Here is a 15,421-nt window from a genome sequence, read left to right on the forward strand (position 1 = left end):
CAATAACTTGCCTTGTCGACGTTTTTGTTTCGGAGTATAACAAGAGTATGCAAAAGCTCAATTCCTGCGTATTGGGAGATAGAGTCTCTCATGTTCATGCAATAGAATCGGTAGAAGAAATTATCGGGTACTATGGGGACCGAGACACCGGTGTGCTTTGGGTATGCGATACCAATACCCGTAAGTATGTTCCCAAAGGAGTCGCCTGTATCGAGCTTCCCTGTGGAGAGCTGGCTAAAAGATGGGAAAGTATCGAGGCCATTATCACAGAGGCTTTGCGCAACTCCCTTGCGAGAGATAGTCGATTCATAGCAGTCGGCGGGGGTGTAATTTGTGATATGACAGCATTCGCCGCATCTATCTACATGAGAGGATGTTCGGTGAGTCTTGTACCGACAACGCTGTTGGCGATGGTCGATGCATCGTTGGGAGGTAAGACTGCTATCGATTTGCTGGGTGCTAAGAATTTGGTGGGAACGTTTTATCCTGCCGATGATATCTTTCTCTTTGCGGATGCCCTACAAACGCTACCTGACGCAGAGTTTAAGAATGGGTTGGGGGAGGTGCTCAAACATTCCCTATTGGCAAGCACTACGGAACTCAAGGATTTTTTGCAGAAGAATCGAATCTCTCTCTTGGATCGTGATAGGAAAACCATGGAAAATATGATCTGGAATTCACTAGAGGTGAAACGTTCCTATATCGAACGAGATCCAACCGAAAAGTTGGGAATTCGTGATGCATTGAATCTTGGTCATACATTCGCACACGCTCTTGAGTCTATCGGCAATATGAGTAGATGGTCACATGGTGAGGCAGTAGCTTGGGGCGTCGTAAAAGCTCTGGAGACGGGGCTACAGTTGGAGATTACTCCCAGATCGTTCTCAGATACTTACACTGCTCTTTTCTCCGACTATGGATTTCATACCGATCTTCAGATAACTGATACCAATGCTTTTATACAAGCTCTGGCTAGTGATAAGAAGAGAAGACAATCACAAATCCGCTTCGTGCTCATGGAAGGGCAGGGTTTGCCTATTACGCAACCGGTACCTCACGATCTTATACAAACGATAATTTCCTAGATATCGAATAATCGCAAATACTTCTCAAAGAGCTTTTTTGCCAAACGTAATTCTTGTTGGTGGGCTTTTCCATCGATCTCATCGACCAATTGCCCTAAGGCATACAGGGAAGAATCTAAGGCTTCAAATCCGCTACGAGTGCTACTGAATCGATACATACCATTTCCTTGTGCATTGAACTGGATGAATCCCAATTGACGATTCTTTTTCGGGAGACGGCAAAGTGCAAGTATCCACTCCAGATTGTCTATTAGCGGACGAGGATCGGCTGCGGTGAAGACTCCGGAAGGTGGAGACTCTAGAATTCCCTTCTCTGGCTCGATTTTTCCATTAAGATCCAAGATAGAGAAGAACTTATCGCCATAATGGATATACTGGCCTTGGAATTCCAATGCAGCGGGGAAGTTTTTTGGCTGTCGGGAAGAACCTTTGTTCGCGATTGCCAGGTAGGAAAGATCCTGCAAGGGAATAATCGCTATCCTACGTTTCCCCTTTGGGGCACTAACTAGAGGATATTCTCTCTTGAAAACCGAAACGCTCTCCCTACTGGAACGGGTACTAGTATCCCTGCGCTCAAATTTGTCCCGCTTTCCTGATGGCTCTCCTTGATCGGAACGCATACCGATAAGTCTCTGGCGTAGTCCGGGAGAGATGGTATCGAGCCACTCTTTTCTCAATGGTGAGACAGTTCGGGCATACATCCTGCTTGTTTGTACGATTTCTCCAGCAAGAAGGAACTGGGGCATCTCTTTGAACCATGCCGAACCGGGGTGGATATAGATTTGGTCAGTGGTAAGGCTTTTATACATATTTCGTTTAGACTTTATACACACATATTGGAGCAAGCCGGCAGCCAGACAGCAAAGATAGTCTTTCGTAGAGCCACCATGGCCAATCGGAATTCCAAAATCGCCTACTATTTGGGAAAGTTGTTCAACGATATGGTGTATTTCCTGCATGGAGGGGAAGTCCAAAAATTTTTTCTTGCACCATGCTTCACGGGCATCATTGGATGGTAACGCTCTAACATGGCGATAGATATCTAGATATGATATAAAGTCGCCCTCTTCAGAATTGAACGATTGATGAGCTTTGCGTGCTTCGTCTTCCATTCCTGGAGGTAGGATGAATGGTGTTTTTGAGGATAGGAACGAGATCGCAATAATCACCTCTTCCAATACCGAAGGGTAGTGGAGCATAGCCTCGACAATCACACGAGCGTGTCGCGGCAGGAGGGGGAATCGTACCATGTGTTCCCCAATTTTCGTAAGCCTTCGATCCAAATCTATGGCTTCAATGAATTTCAAGGTTTTCTCTGCGCTGGCGATGGCACTAGTCTTGGGTCTTGTGATAAATGGGAAATATTCGTAATCGTAGATACCGAGTTCACTCATTCTGAGTACTACCTCAGAGAGATCGGTCCGGAGAATCTCCTCCAATCCGAATTGCTGGCGTGAGGAAAAATCGATTTTCGAATAGAGCCTCACACAAACTCCGGGAGCTGTCCTTCCCGCTCTTCCAGCCCTTTGTTCACAGGAGCTACGGCTAATGGGTAAGCTGATCAAGGAGGATGTGAAATTCTTTTGATTGTAATAATTTATTTTTGCAATTCCAGAGTCGATCACTAGGGTGATTCCATCTATGGTAACACTTGTTTCGGCAATATTGGTTGCAATGACAACTTTAGTCTTCCCCTGTCCTGTAGGCACGAATACCCGTTCTTGTTCCTCTTTTGAGAGTCGACCAAAAAGCGGTAATACCATCAATCTCTTGCTGAACGAGCTTTTCAGAAGATGTTGCATACAAGTCTTGATATCGAATTCACCAGGAAGGAAGATCAATACATCCCCTTCGGATTCTTTAATATGGTTGAAGACTGTGGAAACGATGAGATCAAACATCTCCTCCTGATCATTGGGATTTTTCAAGGGCTTGTATCTGATGTCTACGGGATGAATCCTGGCATCTATACTGATGATAGGGGCTTTGTCGAAAAAATCGCTGAAAATTTTGGTATTGATAGTTGCTGAAGAAACGATGACCTTGAAATCCGGGCGTTCTTGAAGTACCCGTTTTAACAAGCCGAGGACAAAATCAATATTCAGGCTTCTCTCATGAGCTTCGTCAACGAGCATGACCGAATAGGATGACAACAATGGATCTGCTTTGAGTTCCATGAGTAGAATTCCATCGGTCATCACCTTGATGCGCGTATTACGTTCAGTCGAATCGCTGAATCGCATCTTGTACCCGACATAGCCTTCTTTGGCATCCAGTTGCTTGGTAATGAATTCCGAGACAGATAGGGTCGCAATCCGTCTTGGTTGAGTAACTCCTACAATACCCTGGTTCGTATAACCGGCCTCATGGAGAATAAGGGGGATCTGAGTGGTCTTTCCCGAACCAGTGGGGCTTTCTACGACGATGACCTGATTTTTATCAAGGGCATCCAAGATTTCTTGCCGATGCTGGTACACCGGAAGATGTTTCATGGTGAGCAATGGTTATTTCCTTTTTATCTGCTTTACTACCTGCTCTACAGTCAAACCTGGAAAATCCTTCCTGCTGTCCAGATGCCTAAGTGTACAACTTCCGCTCTGAATATCCTCTTCTGTGAACAGGATAGCAAAAGGGATATGGTTCTGCTGTGCATATTTGAACTGGGCGACCAGTTTCTTTTGTGCGAGATAGGTATCGCAGCGTACACCGGCATTTCGCAATCTAGCGGCAAAGACTTGGTAGTGGGGACGAAGATGTTCGTCCTGATTTAGAATGATGACATCGCTGGATGCAATGTCCTGTAACAAGGGGCTACCCAACTCTTCCAATGCCGCCAAGAGCCGGTCCAAACCAATGGAAGAGCCTACACCGGGAAGATGCTCTTTCGTGTAGAGTGTAGCTAGATCGTTATACCGTCCGCCTGAGCAGATGGATCCGATCTCCGGTAGATCATCTAGGAACGTCTCGTAGACGACACCGGTATAATAGTCCAAACCCCGCGTAATCGATGGGTCAATGGAAAATCTATCGGCTATCCCCAACTCTTCCAGGACAAAGAAAATCGTGTTCATCCTCTCGGTATGTTCAGTCTCATTGCCAGCGAGGGCACTGAGTTTGGCAAGAGTTTCCTTTGGAGATCCGGAAGGATCGGTAGTGATATAATCGAGGATTTTTCGAGCAAGTGAACTATCACCCACCAACATTTGAAGCTGCTCTAGTACCGCATCTTCACCAATCTTTCGAAGCTTGTCCACAGTCCGCAGGATTTCCACAGAATGTTCTATACATCCGATGTGCGTGAGGAATGCGTTGAACAATCCTCTATGGGCAACTTTTATGGAGAACCGCTGGAGTCCGAGAGCCGAAAGAGCACTGTGCATCATTCCCAGGATTTCACTATCCGCATAGGGGGAATCTATACCTACTATATCGAAATCACATTGGAAGAATTCCCTAAACCGTCCTTTCTGAGGATTTTCACCACGCCAGACTTTAGCGATATGAAAACGCTTGAAGGGGAGAGGGATTTCATTTGTATGGGCAGCCATGTAGCGTGCGAATGGGACGGTTAGATCGAATCTGAGAGCGACATCACGACCACCATTGTCAGCAAAATGGAATATCTGCTTATCAGTCTCTCCGCCACCCTTGCCGAGAAGGACCTCAGTATATTCCAAGACTGGGGTATCGATGGGTACGAAACCATGGAGGGAGAAATCATGTTCCAATGTAGCTATAACTTGTTTTCTGATAATTTCCTGGGAAGGCATCGAATCCCTGAAGCCTTTCAATACTTTTGGGTGGATCATGCGAAACAGCTCCTGTTGCATTTTTGGTTGAGATGGTATACACCATATAGTGTAAACAAATCCTTTGGAAACTGCAATAAGCCGGAATGGAACACTATTGATGCTGATACGCTATAAGAAAGATAAGGATGGTGCAAATGTTCCTGTCGCCGAGGTTTATCGAGCGAACGAACATGGAATCGATTCAAAGGGCATAGATCTCGATGCTGTATGGGCTGTACGGAAACTGAAGCAGTCCGGAGCCGAAGCATATGTGGTTGGTGGAGCAGTAAGGGATCTCCTGCTTGGAAGGAAACCCAAAGATTTCGACATCGCTACATCGGCCTCTCCCCGACAAGTCCAAAAGATCTTCTGGAATGCAAGGATAATAGGCAAGCGCTTCAAGTTGGTCCATTTGGTGTTCAAGGATAAAATTCTAGAGGTCTCCACGTTTCGCTCTGGTGAAGATGGTAGTGAAGATGGTTCCTCCATCTATGGAACAGTTGAACAAGATGCAAAACGTCGTGATTTCACGATAAATGCCTTATATTACGATCCAACCGATGGGCAGATGCTGGATTTCAACAAGTCGATGCAGGATATCAAGCGGAAGAAGATCAGATCGGTATTACCATTATCTACCAGTTTTATTGAAGATCCTGTACGGATGATACGAGCGATTAAATATTCGGTCACTACGGGTTTTTCCCTCCAATTTGATGTGAGAAGGGCTATGAAAAGAAATGGAGCGGAGTTAGCACGTGTCTCCAGTTCCCGTCTGACTGAAGAAGTCTCTAAGATCCTCTCTTCGGGTGATTCGGCACAGATTATCTCAGAACTGCATCGCCACAAACTATTGGTCTACCTATTACCCTGTGTTAGTGTGTTTAGCCAGTTGCCACTGGTTTTCGCATCGCTAGCTAGCTTGGATGAAAAAGTTCGTAAAATGAAAGAAACGGATGATCTCGCAGATGATGGTATAAAAGGCGAGATGTTGGCCGCATTGCTCAGACCTATCGTAAACCATGCACCACCGGAGATGCTTCCTGAAGATGCATTCAAAGAGATGTTTAACCAGGTCAAGACTCTAATAAGTCCGATGACACCTCCTAACTACGACGTTGAGAAGGCTACTGTACTCCTTTTAGCTGAGACCGATATTATTGTCCCAAAAAATTGCCTAAAGGCGAGAAGACCCATGAGACAGCCGGGAACGATGGGATTTAAGACAAGACAGCCGAGAAAAGGAGATGGTTCCAAGAGATCGAGAAAATCGCAATCGGGTGGATCAAACCAGAACAAGGGCGGTAGTACTACACAGAAACGAAAAAGGCGTCCCAAGCGGAAAGCCGGAGGCGATGGGACGGACCACTAGTGTGCTCGAATATCGAAAACCTTTCGATGAGCTTGGAGCAGAGATAGGAAAGAAAGCAAGTAAAGATTTGGAATATTTCGAACCTCTATGCCCATTCTTCAATTTCAATATTTACACCAGCGACGAATATTCCGCCATACTTTTCTAAGGAATCGGCTATATATTCCTGCAATTCTGCTAATGTCGTGGATATCTGGTGTTTCATGGGGACGCGGAGCTTCACCGTAAGGTTGTACCCTTCAGGCTCGATTTTCATCCCTACCTTCTTTACCTTTATCATATTGTCGAATTCATCTAAACAGTGTATCACCATCTGGGTGAGGGCAGCTTCGCTCATCGTAATTTTCCCATACTTGCTGAATTCGGGTCTGACGATGGTCTTTTCATACGCTCGCTGTTTCATCCAAGGGAGTTTGGTCTTATTCTTGAAGAATACACGCATTGAATCATAGACAATTTGGGGATAGTTTCGGGTTATCTCAATAGTTGGCACTGGGATAACATGTTTACCTTCGGAGAATCTGATGCGCATAGCCATCTCGATCTCTTCTTTTGAGGCGATATCCTCTATGCGGAAAATTCGTTCCGGCTCTGGCAATTTCAGTCTTGCCGCAATCTTATGAACCATTTTTTCCGAGGTCCCGATTATCAGCAATCGGTGGTATTTCTCTTTTTGCAAGGCGGTCATGGTTTCACGTTGATGATCGTCTTCATCAAACAAGGCGGTGCGGACCGCTGTAAGAAAGTTCTGTTCGCGTTTAGCCGAGCGACCTGCGATTATGCGGTCGCCTCGGATGAGTAGTCCATCATCAATAATCAAATCGATATTATGCTTTTCTGCAACCAATTTGGAGCGGAAACTCTTGCCTGTGCCGCTTCTTCCGACCAGAGCATAGACTTTTACCCCTTTTAATTTCCAAAAAGCATAACGGAATATGCGGTTCATATTTACTGTTATACAGTTTTTCCTGTAATATATGAAGACGTTTGAACAATAAGCTTACAAATCCCCTCTCGAGGGGAGAGGTTTTATCGTGTCTTTGACATAAAGGAGTAACACGGCATGGAGAGAATACCGACGTTCAGCAAGGGTGGTGTGCATCCAGACGATAAGAAGGTATTGAGCAACGGACAGGCGATTGAACGATTGCCGATGCCAGCGGAACTCATCGTTCCTCTCTCACAACATTTGGGAGCACCGGCATCTCCGTTGAAACAAAAAGGCGATACTGTCGCGGTAGGAGAAAAAATCGGAGAAGCATCTAGCTTTATTTCAGCCGATATCCATTCCCCGGTCAATGGAACCATTACCGATATCAGAAAGATCACATTGGCCAACAGTGTCATCACAGATGCCTTCGTCATCACCCCAGATGAAGAGAATCCTCTCAAGGAATGGGAAGTGCAGCCTTACGATCAGCTATCCGTAAAAGAGATGCTCGATATCGTAAAGGACATGGGGGTTGTCGGAACTGGTGGAGCCACCTTCCCAACCCACGTGAAGTTGATGGTTCCGAAGGGCAAATCTGTTGAAGCCTTGGTGGTAAATGGGGTGGAATGTGAACCATATCTGACCGCTGACCACCGGCTTATGCTTGAACAGACCGATATGGTTTTGCGGGGCATCATGCTTGTAGCGAAGATGACAAACCCGAAAAAGATCATCATCGGTGTGGAGAATAATAAAAAGGATGCTATCAAGGCACTTAAGGATGTGGTAGCTGCGAATGGATACCCCATAACGGTCATGCCATTGAAAGTCAAATACCCGCAAGGTGATGAGAAGCAGTTGCTGAAGGCTACTATTAATCGTGAGATCCCTTCTGGGAAGCTCCCCCTCGATGTTGGCGCAGTAGTATTGAATGTCGGAACTGCATTTGCGATCTATGAGGCGATCGTGCTGAGGAAACCACTTATAGACCGCGTGGTCACAGTGAGCGGTGAAGCCATGTCGACCAAACGTAACCTACGCGCTCCGCTAGGAGCGAAGGTAGCCGATCTTATTGCCTTCGCAGGTGGACTGGACCATGATCCGGACAAGTTTATTTCTGGCGGTCCCATGATGGGTTTTGCTTTCTATGATGACCAGATTCCTGTAATCAAGGGGACAAGTGGTATCCTTGCCTTGGATAACGGGCCTTCTCAAAAGACTCCCGTCTCTCCTTGCATATCTTGTGGACGCTGTGTCGCCGCATGCCCCATGGGGTTGCAACCGACCAAATTGTACCGACTTATCGACAACCGTATGTATGCTGAGGCTATGGCCATGAATTTAATGGATTGTAAGGAATGTGGTTGTTGTTCCTACTCCTGCCCTGCGCACTTGCCGCTGGTTCATGGTATGAAACTCGGAAAACGTTTGGGGAGGAAATAATGGACATACCGAAAACAATAGTTTCATCTTCACCACATTTGCATGCACCATCGAGCACTGCCTCGATCATGTGGGATGTCTCGATCGCGCTGACTCCTGCGACTTTGTGGGGTGTCTATGTATTTGGACTTCGCGCATTGGCTATCGTACTGGTGTCGATCGCATCAGCGGTATTGGTGGAATACCTTCTCAATAGACTCAGCAAAGAGTCTACTATTGCAGATGGTTCAGCATTCCTGACAGGCTTGCTTGTAGGAATGAATATGCCTGCCGATGCGGCTTTCGCGGTTCCCGTGATAGCTTCGGCGTTTGCCATTTTCGTTGTGAAGTGGACATTCGGCGGTCTTGGATCCAACTGGATCAACCCGGCACTCGCCGGACGGGTATTCGTATTCTTTTCCTTCACGGGATTGATGAATACCTATCGCATGCCGAAGACACTCGGTCAAATAGACTCTTTGGGTTCTGCAACCATGCTAACAGAGATGAAACTTTCGATTGGTGAAGGGACGGTTTCTGGACTCACCAGTGCTGGCGTACTGGCTGAGAATGGCTATCCATTCACCCAGTTCGCAGCTTCTGTAAGCTCATGGTTCCAAAATACGCTCGGAATCGGACTCTCTCCCTACACTATAGATGCCTTCTTCGGAAACATGGCTGGGTGTATTGGAGAGGTATCGGCTTTCCTTCTGATTCTTGGAGCTGTCTATTTGTTCATTAAGAAAATTATTACCTGGCAGACACCTGTCTCATTCCTTGTCACATTCAGTCTATTCGCATGGATTTTTGGTGGATTCAGGAATGGTCTCGGGCTTTTTCAAGGTGATTTCGTTCTTCAGTTGTTCAGTGGTGGTATGATTTTGGGAGCCTTCTTCATGGCTACCGATATGGTCACAAGCCCCACAACAAGCAAGGGTATGGTAATCTTTGGTACGGGAATTGGATTCTTTACATTCCTGTTCAGGTATTTTGGATCCCTACCCGAAGCGGTATCCCTTGCAATTATCCTTATGAATATCTTCGTTCCTACCATTGAAAGGTATATTTTGCCCAAGCGATTTGGAGAGATAATTAAAGAACCAAAGAAGAAGGAGGCGAAAGCATGAGACAGTTCGCACGTGTTGGCATTACACTTTCGCTCATCGCAGCAATTGCAGCGACTGCTTTGGCAATGGTAAATGAATTTACCGCCCCAAAGATTGCAGCCTATGAACTACAGGTAGTTCAGAACGCATTGGTCGAAGTATCGGGTGGTTTTGAATTGGGAGATAATACTACAGATACGGGGGATGATTCTATACGGGAAGTATATCGGCTTCTTGGTGAAGATGATTCTGTTGCCGGTTATATTCTCCAACTTGTGGGCTCTGGCTACGGTGGAGAGATGGTAATCATGGCCAGTTATGATACTGGAGGGTCTGTCATTGATGCGAGACTTCTTGCGAATGCCGAAACTCCCGGTCTCGGAAAGAAAGCTGAAGTTCCCTCCTATATGGAGAAGTTTCAAGGCACAGGTGGTTCCTCGCCAGTACCAACAAAGAAGGATGCTCTGGATAAAGCCGATGCAGATAGTATCAGTGGCTCTACCGTTACCTTCACTGGAGTGGCAAAGACCATTTCCTATGGCTCGGATTACGTAAAGACTTTGGGAGGCGAATAATGACAGGAGAAAGGAAATTGGTCTTGACCAGAGGTATGTTCAAAGAGAATCCGGTATTCATTCTGATGCTGGGACTCTGCCCGACACTCGGAGTCACCACACAGGTAATAAATGGCCTCGGAATGGGTGCTGCGGTAATATTTGTATTGGTGTTCTCAAACATTTTCGTGTCTCTTCTAAAAAATGTAATTCCCAATAGTGTCAGAATCCCTTCTTACATAGTTATCATCGCTGCATTCGTGACGATAGTTGAGATGTTCATGCATGCGTTCGCTCCAGCGATCTATAAGTCGCTCGGTATCTTCTTACCTCTTATTGTGGTCAATTGCATAATTCTGGGGAGAGCAGAGGCATTCGCGAACAAAAATACGGTAATGGATTCCTTTTTGGATGCTATCGGTATGGGAGTTGGGTTTACCCTCGCTGTGACCTTAATTGCATTCATCAGGGAGGTGTTCGGATCCGGTACCATCACACTTATGGCAATCGGTGGTTTCGATGGAGTCATTGAGATTCCCCTGTTATATACGTACCCGGTACGTATCTTCTCATTAGCAGCAGGAGCCCTGTTGCTCATGGGATACCTGAAGGCGTTTTTCGAATGGACCGCGAATAGGAAAAGGAGGTAATCGGCCATGGCATATGTTGCATTGTTTATAACCTACATATTTATCAATAACTTCATCCTTACCCAATTTTTGGGTCTTTGCCCCTTCATTGGTGTGTCGAAAAACAGCGAATCTGCGATTGGTATGGGAATGGCAGTCACTTTTGTTATGGGAATCGCATCGATCATCACCTGGTTGGTTTACAATCTATTGTTAATTCCCTTGCAGTTGGAGTATTTACAGACACTCTCCTTCATCTTGGTTATCGCTTCTTTGGTCCAGTTCGTTGAGATGATTATCCAGAAGAATTCGCCAGCCTTATACCAGGCATTGGGAATCTTCCTCCCTTTGATCACCACTAACTGTGCCGTTTTGGGTATAGCTGTCATGAATATTACAGAGGGATATAATCTGATGGAGAGCTTTACCGCAGGTATTGCTGCCGGTATCGGTTTTACGCTTGTATTGGTTCTGATGAGCAATATTCGGGAGAGGATGGATCTTCATCCGGTCAGGAGATCATTTAAAGGCGTTCCTATAGCGTTTATTTCCGGTGGTCTCATGGCTCTAGCCTTCATGGCATTCGATAAATCGCTTTTGACAAATCTTCTGGGGTAATAGTGTATGAATATTTTGTTTGCTTTTCTGATAATCGCAGCTCTCGGTCTTTTGCTCGGTATGGGCTTGGCTGTCGCTGCGAAGAAATTCGCTGTAAAGAAAGATGAACGGGCAGAGGAGATTCTAGCCATTCTTCCAGGAGCCAACTGTGGAGCTTGTGGTTTTCCTGGATGTTCGGGATACGCAGGAGCTCTTTCGGCCGGTAAGGCCGAGAATGGACTCTGTTCTCCCGGAGGAGCCAAGACTACAGCACTTGTTGCAAAGATTCTTGGGGTTGCCGCTGAATCTACCCAAGAGCGGATGGTTGCTTTTGTCCACTGTAGAGGTAATCATGAAGTGACAAAGCGTGATTACCAGTATGAGGGTATAGAGGAATGTACAGCTGCACATATGCTTTTTCAAGGGGAGAGTACGTGCAAATATGGTTGTCATCATCTCGGTTCCTGTATACGTGTCTGTCCTACCAATGCTATCTATCGTGATGAAAAAGGTAATGTGACTGTTGATCCAGATGCGTGTATCGGTTGTCGTAAGTGTACACTGGTCTGTCCCACAAAAGTAATTAGGATGATTCCTGCACGAGGATCTCATGCAATAGCTTGCAACAGCCATGACAAGGGTCCAGTCGTCCGAAAAATTTGTGAGGTGGGATGTATCGCTTGTAAGATTTGTGAGAAGAAATTTCCGGATTCGGGATGTACGGTTACCGATTTCCTTTCTGAAATCGATTATAGCAAGCCGATGACCCAGATCGCCGAGGCTGCTGCGGCATGTCCCACGAAGTGTATAGTGGAAGCAAAATAATTCATGCCATTAATACTGGGAGCATACAGTCAATTATCACCTGGAACGCCCTTGCCTGTCTTGGAGAGGGCGTTGGCCGAGGTGTATAAACCTGTACTGACCTATGTTTATAAGCATCCTGAACTCAGGATGCACTTGTATCTCCCGGGAACTATTTTGGAGTGGTTTGAGCAGAATCACCCAGAAATGAATATGCTGATCGCGGATCTGGTGAAAAAGGAACAGATAGAGCTGATCACTGGAGCATATCAGCAGCAGGTATTGCATCTGCTTCCCTCCAAGGATCGCTCAGGACAACTTGAGAGTACTACCACTTTTATCAGGAAGCGCTTTGGGAAGCGGCCACGCACAGCATGGTTTTTCAACCAGATTTGGAATGCTTCGTTTGTTTCCACAATGGCTATGGGAGTTATTGATCGTCTGGTGATCTCCTCATACGATCGGTTGCATGATCAGGTTGTGGCGACAGAACCGTTTATCATGCAAGACATGGGAAAGACCGTAGAAATTTTCCCTTACGATGATCGTCTCGATATTCTGTTCAGCCAGTTTGCAGATGGATCGATTGGAATTAAAGAATTTTCCGATTCCCTCTCATCCATGCGTTTTGACCAAGGAGATCATTACATTACCGTGATGTTGAATTTGGACAAATTGCTGCAAGCGATATCCATACAGACATTGGTACCACCTATCACGGAGATATTTGCTACTGTAGTTGAGCATCTCCAAGTACAGACCAAGAAACAGGATACTGTATTACTCTCCTCTATTCCGGTAGGAGATCTCCAAGCCCGCGGATATTTAAACTCGGGATGGTATGGGCGTGATTCCAGTTTGATTGATATCGGTTCTTTCAATGAGATGTTGATTAAATACGAAGAACTGAACCATATGTACGGCAGATTGTTGTATTTGGTAGACCTGGCTCGGTTGTATAGGAAGAATAAAGATACGAAAAAGCGAGTTGAATCACTTCTGGTTAAGGCAGGAAGCGGTGGCGCATTCGTACTCGATCCTTCTGGAGGCAGTTATCGTAACAGTTTCCGTAAACATGTCTATCGCCATATGAATGAGGCGGAAAGGATCCTCCATACGAGTGAAGCTATCCCATATCCCCGTGAGTTGGATATCGATTTCGATGGGCGAGATGAATTCGTATGGCTCGGAAAGAATATCGGTGTAGTGGTAGATCCAAAAGGCGGCACGCTCGCGGAGATAAATTATTTGCCTACCGGATGGAATTATGGGGATACTTTCACCGGTTTTGCGGCTGAATCGGACAGAGTTTCGTTTCCCTCAATCAGAGATGGTTCTTTCCAACGTTCCTTTAATGATGTCTTTCTTGCTCACGATTCCCGCATAGAACATTATGCAAAACATGTGCAAAAACAGACGTTTGATACTTCGGATTCAATCTATGAAATCGAAATACCCGATAAGACACAAAATGAAATTACGACCAGATGTACGTTAGACCATCTTCCGTTTGGTATCGGAAGTATTGGAATAAGCAAGAGATACCGGTTCAGAACACATACCATTGTGGTCGATTTTGAACTCGAGAATTGTGGGAAGCATCGGAGTAAAGGAATATTCGGTAGTGAATTAAATCTTTCGGTTGGAACAAAAGATAACCAAATTACTCCATACACCGTAGAGAAGAGCAGGAATCGAAACCTTGAGGAGGGTAGGGTTGTCGCCCCGAATCTCAAGAATATCAGGATTCCAGATCCCTTGAACAAGACGCTACTATCGTTTGCTTCCGATATCAGATTCACTTTGCATAAGGATGATTTCAAAGTGAAACTTGCCACAGTGATGGGTATGGAGGTATTGTATGAGTACACGCAGATACTGCCACTGTGGGAGTTCGATCTACATCCAGGAGAACGAATGTCCTGGACTATTGGATTCCGTATAGAACGGAGAGCACGTTCCAACAGTATCAACAAGGAGCAACTATGACCATTCAGAATCAACAGCTATTTGAAACGATCAAAGAAGAAGCCTACGATGTATGGAGGCGTCTTTGACCCCGATACATTGAAACGGAAGATCTCAGAACTAGAAAAGGAATCGATGCAAGGCGATTTCTGGGATGATAAGGCTCGGGCGGAGGCTTTGTTCGCTGAATTGAACGATTTGAGATCTACTTTGGATCCATGGACAGAAATCATCAAATCCATTGATGATGTTGAGGAATTGATAGAGCTCTATGCGGATGAGGATGATGAAACTATTGCCGAAGAGGTCGATCAGCAAATCAAACAGATAGAGACAGCATATAAGCCATTGCGGCTGAAGACACTGCTCTCGGGCAAGTATGATAAGAATGATTGCTTCCTCAGCGTCCATGCGGGTGCTGGAGGTACAGAAGCCTGTGATTGGGCTCAGATGCTTATGCGCATGTACATGCGGTGGTGTGAAAGGAATGGTCTCAAGTTGACTATTGTTGACCTCCTTGAAGCCGAAGGCGGAGTTAAATCGGTAACCATGCAGGTTAAGGGATCTTATGCCTATGGATACCTCCAAAGCGAAGCCGGAGTCCATAGATTGGTGAGGATCTCTCCATTCGATTCCAACAAACGTCGACATACCTCCTTTACCTCCGTATACGTTTCTCCTGTTATTGAGGATGATGTTGAAGTCAATATCGATCCCTCGGAATTACGGGTAGATACCTATCGAAGTGGTGGTGCCGGTGGTCAGCATGTTAATAAGACCGATTCCGCGGTACGGATCACCCACCTTAAGACTGGAATTGTTGTCGCTTGCCAGAATGAACGATCACAACATATGAATAGGGCTTTAGCCATGAAAATCCTTACCAGCCGCCTTTACGAGTACTATCGTGAAGAACAGGAGAAGGAGCATGCCCAATTTGCTTTGGAAAAGAAAGAAATCAGTTGGGGAAACCAGATACGTTCCTATGTTTTCCAACCTTATACCATGGTAAAGGATCATAGGACCAATGAACAAGTGGGGAATATCCAGGCTGTGATGGACGGAGAGATCTCACAGTTCATAGAAGCCTACCTTAAATGGCATTCGGAGGTTTGACAGATGGTGGGGAGGAAATCCACACTATGTATCCTCCTTATACTCT

13 protein-coding genes are annotated in these 15,421 nt (G+C 45.7%); 10 read left to right on the plus strand and 3 right to left on the minus strand.

The genetic code is table 11. The features are described 5' to 3' along the window. The first annotated feature begins 47 nt into the window (after positions 1–47). Positions 48–1,085 carry a 3-dehydroquinate synthase gene (locus ACODJP_RS08640; protein ID WP_422480549.1) on the plus strand — a complete coding sequence of 346 codons (1,038 nt, stop codon included), beginning with the start codon at positions 48–50 and terminating at the stop codon, positions 1,083–1,085. On the opposite strand, the gene ACODJP_RS08645 is transcribed toward ACODJP_RS08640, so the two are convergent. Both ACODJP_RS08645 and hisS read right to left on the minus strand, forming a co-directional pair. After that, complete coding sequence (locus ACODJP_RS08645; RefSeq protein WP_422480551.1) at positions 1,082–3,577, minus strand: helicase-related protein; 2,496 nt, start codon at positions 3,575–3,577, stop codon at positions 1,082–1,084. The genes ACODJP_RS08640 and ACODJP_RS08645 overlap by 4 nt on opposite strands. Positions 3,578–3,589: 12 nt before the next feature. Beyond that, positions 3,590–4,894 carry a histidine--tRNA ligase gene (gene hisS, locus ACODJP_RS08650; protein WP_422480553.1) on the minus strand — a complete coding sequence of 435 codons (1,305 nt, stop codon included), beginning with the start codon at positions 4,892–4,894 and terminating at the stop codon, positions 3,590–3,592. A gap of 100 nt (positions 4,895–4,994) precedes the next feature. Here hisS and ACODJP_RS08655 point away from each other — a divergent pair, with 100 nt between their 5' ends. Continuing rightward, the gene (locus tag ACODJP_RS08655; RefSeq protein ID WP_422480555.1) at positions 4,995–6,248 is read left to right on the plus strand and encodes a poly(A) polymerase; all 1,254 of its coding nucleotides are present in this window, start codon (positions 4,995–4,997) and stop codon (positions 6,246–6,248) included. A gap of 85 nt (positions 6,249–6,333) precedes the next feature. On the opposite strand, the gene ACODJP_RS08660 is transcribed toward ACODJP_RS08655, so the two are convergent. Further along, positions 6,334–7,194, minus strand: coding sequence for a hypothetical protein (locus tag ACODJP_RS08660; RefSeq protein ID WP_422480557.1), 861 nt, complete (start codon positions 7,192–7,194; stop codon positions 6,334–6,336). Between the two features lie 117 nt (positions 7,195–7,311). Between ACODJP_RS08660 and rsxC the strand changes: the two genes are divergently transcribed. The 8 genes from rsxC (at position 7,312) to prfB (ending at position 15,375) form a co-directional block, all read left to right on the plus strand. After that, on the plus strand, positions 7,312–8,622 hold the full coding sequence (rsxC, locus tag ACODJP_RS08665) for an electron transport complex subunit RsxC (protein WP_422480559.1): 1,311 nt from the start codon (positions 7,312–7,314) through the stop codon (positions 8,620–8,622). Beyond that, on the plus strand, positions 8,622–9,728 hold the full coding sequence (locus ACODJP_RS08670; protein ID WP_422480561.1) for an RnfABCDGE type electron transport complex subunit D: 1,107 nt from the start codon (positions 8,622–8,624) through the stop codon (positions 9,726–9,728). Before rsxC ends, ACODJP_RS08670 begins: the two co-directional genes overlap by 1 nt. Next, the gene (locus ACODJP_RS08675) at positions 9,725–10,282 is read left to right on the plus strand and encodes an FMN-binding protein (RefSeq protein ID WP_422480563.1); all 558 of its coding nucleotides are present in this window, start codon (positions 9,725–9,727) and stop codon (positions 10,280–10,282) included. Before ACODJP_RS08670 ends, ACODJP_RS08675 begins: the two co-directional genes overlap by 4 nt. Next, positions 10,282–10,911 carry an electron transport complex subunit RsxE gene (rsxE, locus tag ACODJP_RS08680; RefSeq protein WP_422480565.1) on the plus strand — a complete coding sequence of 210 codons (630 nt, stop codon included), beginning with the start codon at positions 10,282–10,284 and terminating at the stop codon, positions 10,909–10,911. Before ACODJP_RS08675 ends, rsxE begins: the two co-directional genes overlap by 1 nt. Positions 10,912–10,917: 6 nt before the next feature. Continuing rightward, positions 10,918–11,508 carry an electron transport complex subunit RsxA gene (gene rsxA, locus ACODJP_RS08685; protein ID WP_422480567.1) on the plus strand — a complete coding sequence of 197 codons (591 nt, stop codon included), beginning with the start codon at positions 10,918–10,920 and terminating at the stop codon, positions 11,506–11,508. Between the two features lie 6 nt (positions 11,509–11,514). Beyond that, positions 11,515–12,312 (plus strand): RnfABCDGE type electron transport complex subunit B, encoded by a 798-nt coding sequence (locus ACODJP_RS08690; RefSeq protein ID WP_422480569.1) that lies wholly within the window; start codon positions 11,515–11,517, stop codon positions 12,310–12,312. Between the two features lie 3 nt (positions 12,313–12,315). Beyond that, on the plus strand, positions 12,316–14,280 hold the full coding sequence (locus tag ACODJP_RS08695; RefSeq protein WP_422480571.1) for an alpha-amylase/4-alpha-glucanotransferase domain-containing protein: 1,965 nt from the start codon (positions 12,316–12,318) through the stop codon (positions 14,278–14,280). Next, positions 14,277–15,375 (plus strand): peptide chain release factor 2 gene (gene prfB / locus ACODJP_RS08700; RefSeq protein WP_422480573.1). Its coding sequence is split into 2 segments (ribosomal slippage): positions 14,277–14,345 and positions 14,347–15,375, totalling 1,098 coding nucleotides; the frame shifts between segments, so codons are not numbered across the junction. The genes ACODJP_RS08695 and prfB overlap by 4 nt, the downstream gene beginning before the upstream one ends. The last annotated feature ends 46 nt before the right edge of the window (positions 15,376–15,421 follow it).

This window comes from Pleomorphochaeta sp. DL1XJH-081 (assembly GCF_049310885.1).
GTDB lineage: Bacteria > Spirochaetota > Spirochaetia > Sphaerochaetales > Sphaerochaetaceae > CAYZJV01.